Annotated in this window: 3 protein-coding genes and 1 pseudogene; 2 read left to right on the top strand and 2 right to left on the bottom strand. The window is 71.8% G+C overall.

All coding sequences use genetic code 11. From position 1 onward, the window contains the following. Together AB0M20_RS42800 and AB0M20_RS42795 are read right to left on the bottom strand one after the other, a co-directional pair. A pseudogene (locus AB0M20_RS42800) lies at window positions 1-260 on the bottom strand (YncE family protein); the annotation flags it as partial. 69 nt (window positions 261-329) lie between these two features. Continuing rightward, a complete protein-coding gene (locus AB0M20_RS42795; protein ID WP_364307160.1) occupies window positions 330-482 on the bottom strand; it encodes a hypothetical protein in 153 nt (50 codons plus the stop codon). A 54-nt stretch (window positions 483-536) separates the two neighbouring features. On the opposite strand from AB0M20_RS42795, the gene AB0M20_RS42790 reads away from it, so the two are divergent. After that, window positions 537-1,157, top strand: coding sequence for an NAD(P)H-dependent oxidoreductase (locus AB0M20_RS42790; RefSeq protein ID WP_364307159.1), 621 nt, complete (start codon window positions 537-539; stop codon window positions 1,155-1,157). Then, the coding region (locus tag AB0M20_RS42785; protein ID WP_364307157.1) for an ADP-ribosylglycohydrolase family protein at window positions 1,154-1,542 on the top strand (389 nt) is incomplete at its 3' end. The genes AB0M20_RS42790 and AB0M20_RS42785, both read left to right, overlap by 4 nt.

Below are 1,542 nucleotides of genomic sequence, written 5' to 3'. Positions count from 1 at the left end.
TCGGGCGGGTGCCGCCCGACGTCAACGACATCCGGGTTGACCCGCACGGTGGTCCGCTCGAGCACGCCGGCCACCGCCGCCCCGACGCTGCGGCTGTCGTCGTCGGTCATCCGCTCGAGGGCGCGCCGGGCGGCCGCCGCGACCTCGAGATCGGTGCCGATCACGAGGCGGGTGAGCTCGCCCACGGCGCGGAGCCGATCCTCCCGGATCGGACTGTCGATCTCGGACACCAGTCTCGGTGGCAGGCTTCGTTCACTCATCGTGCACCCGCGATCATCATCGGTTACGGAGAACGCGAGCGGAACCCACTGTCCGAAGTTGGCATCCCGTCAGGCGACATCCCGCAGGCGGCGGGCCTCGATCGGGCGACGGGCGCCGCGGATCGCGGCCGGCAGCCGGCGGACGGCCACGAAGATCAACACGTGCCGCCCAACCACCCCGGCGAGTGCGAGCAGCATCCGATTGTTGGCAGGACGGATCAAGCCCGGACGAACGCAAAGCGTCGTCGGCGTGCGCAGAACCTTTATCGTCTGCGCATGACGCGCATCCTCCTGGTGTCCGGCAGCACCTACGACGGCTCGTTGCAGACCGCCGCCCTGCGCACGGCGGCGAACTTCGCGCCCGCCGGGATCGACGCGACCCTGTACGACGGGCTGCGCCGGCTGCCCGCCTTCGTGCCGGGCGAGCGCTACGCGCCGGACACGGTCAACTGGCTGCGGCATCGGGTGCGCGCCTCGGACGCCGTGCTGTTCTGCACCCCCGAATACGCCGGCACCCTCCCCGGCTCGCTGAAGAACCTGCTGGACTGGCTGATCGACGGCGAGGACCTGAAGGGCAAGCCGGTGGCCTGGCTGTCCACCGCGACCGAGGGCCGCGACGAGGGTGCGCGGGCCACGCTGGAGACCGTCCTCACGTACGCGAAAGCCAAGATCTTGAGCTCGGCCTGCATCCGCATCCCGCTCGACCCGGGCTCGGTCGACCGGCACGGATACGTCACCGACCAGCGCCTGCACGTCGCCCTGCTGGACGTGGTGCAGGCATTGTTGCGATCGCTGGTCCCGGTGCAGGAGAAGGAGCCGCAGCGCCAGGAGCCGGCCTGGGAGGCGTATTCGAGCGTCTACCCGATCGTCATGCGCCGAGGCGGCGGAGGCTCGTGACGGCCCTCGACGACAGCCTCGACGGACTCTCGGTCGGCGACGCGCTCGGCGCGCAGTATTTCGTGCCGGGCAACGTTCCCGGCCGCTTGCCGGACGGGCTCTGGCCGTGGACCGACGACACGGAGATGGCCTGCTCGATCGTGGCCGAGCTGCGGTCCCGCGGCCGGATCGACCAGGATGCGCTGGCCATGGCGTTCGCCGAGCGCTGCGAGCCGTATCGCGGCTACGGCGGCGGCGCGGTGGTGATCCTGCACGAGATCCGCGACGGGCGGCCGTGGCGCGAGGCGGCGGCGGCCGCGTTCGACGGCGCGGGCTCGCTGGGCAACGGCGCTGCGATGCGGGTGGCGCCGCTCGGTGCGTACTTCGCCGGGGACCCGGATCGGGC

The sequence above is a fragment of the Actinoplanes sp. NPDC051633 genome (genome assembly GCF_040681735.1).
Taxonomy (GTDB): domain Bacteria; phylum Actinomycetota; class Actinomycetes; order Mycobacteriales; family Micromonosporaceae; genus Actinoplanes.
The sequence above is the reverse complement of the archived record's forward strand: the minus strand, read 5'-3'. Positions and strand labels throughout refer to the sequence as shown.

Coding starts and splice junctions, on each gene's coding strand:
- AB0M20_RS42790 (WP_364307159.1), top strand. CDS start 537: ATGACGCGCATCCTCCTGGTGTCCGGCAGCACCTACGACGGCTCGTTG.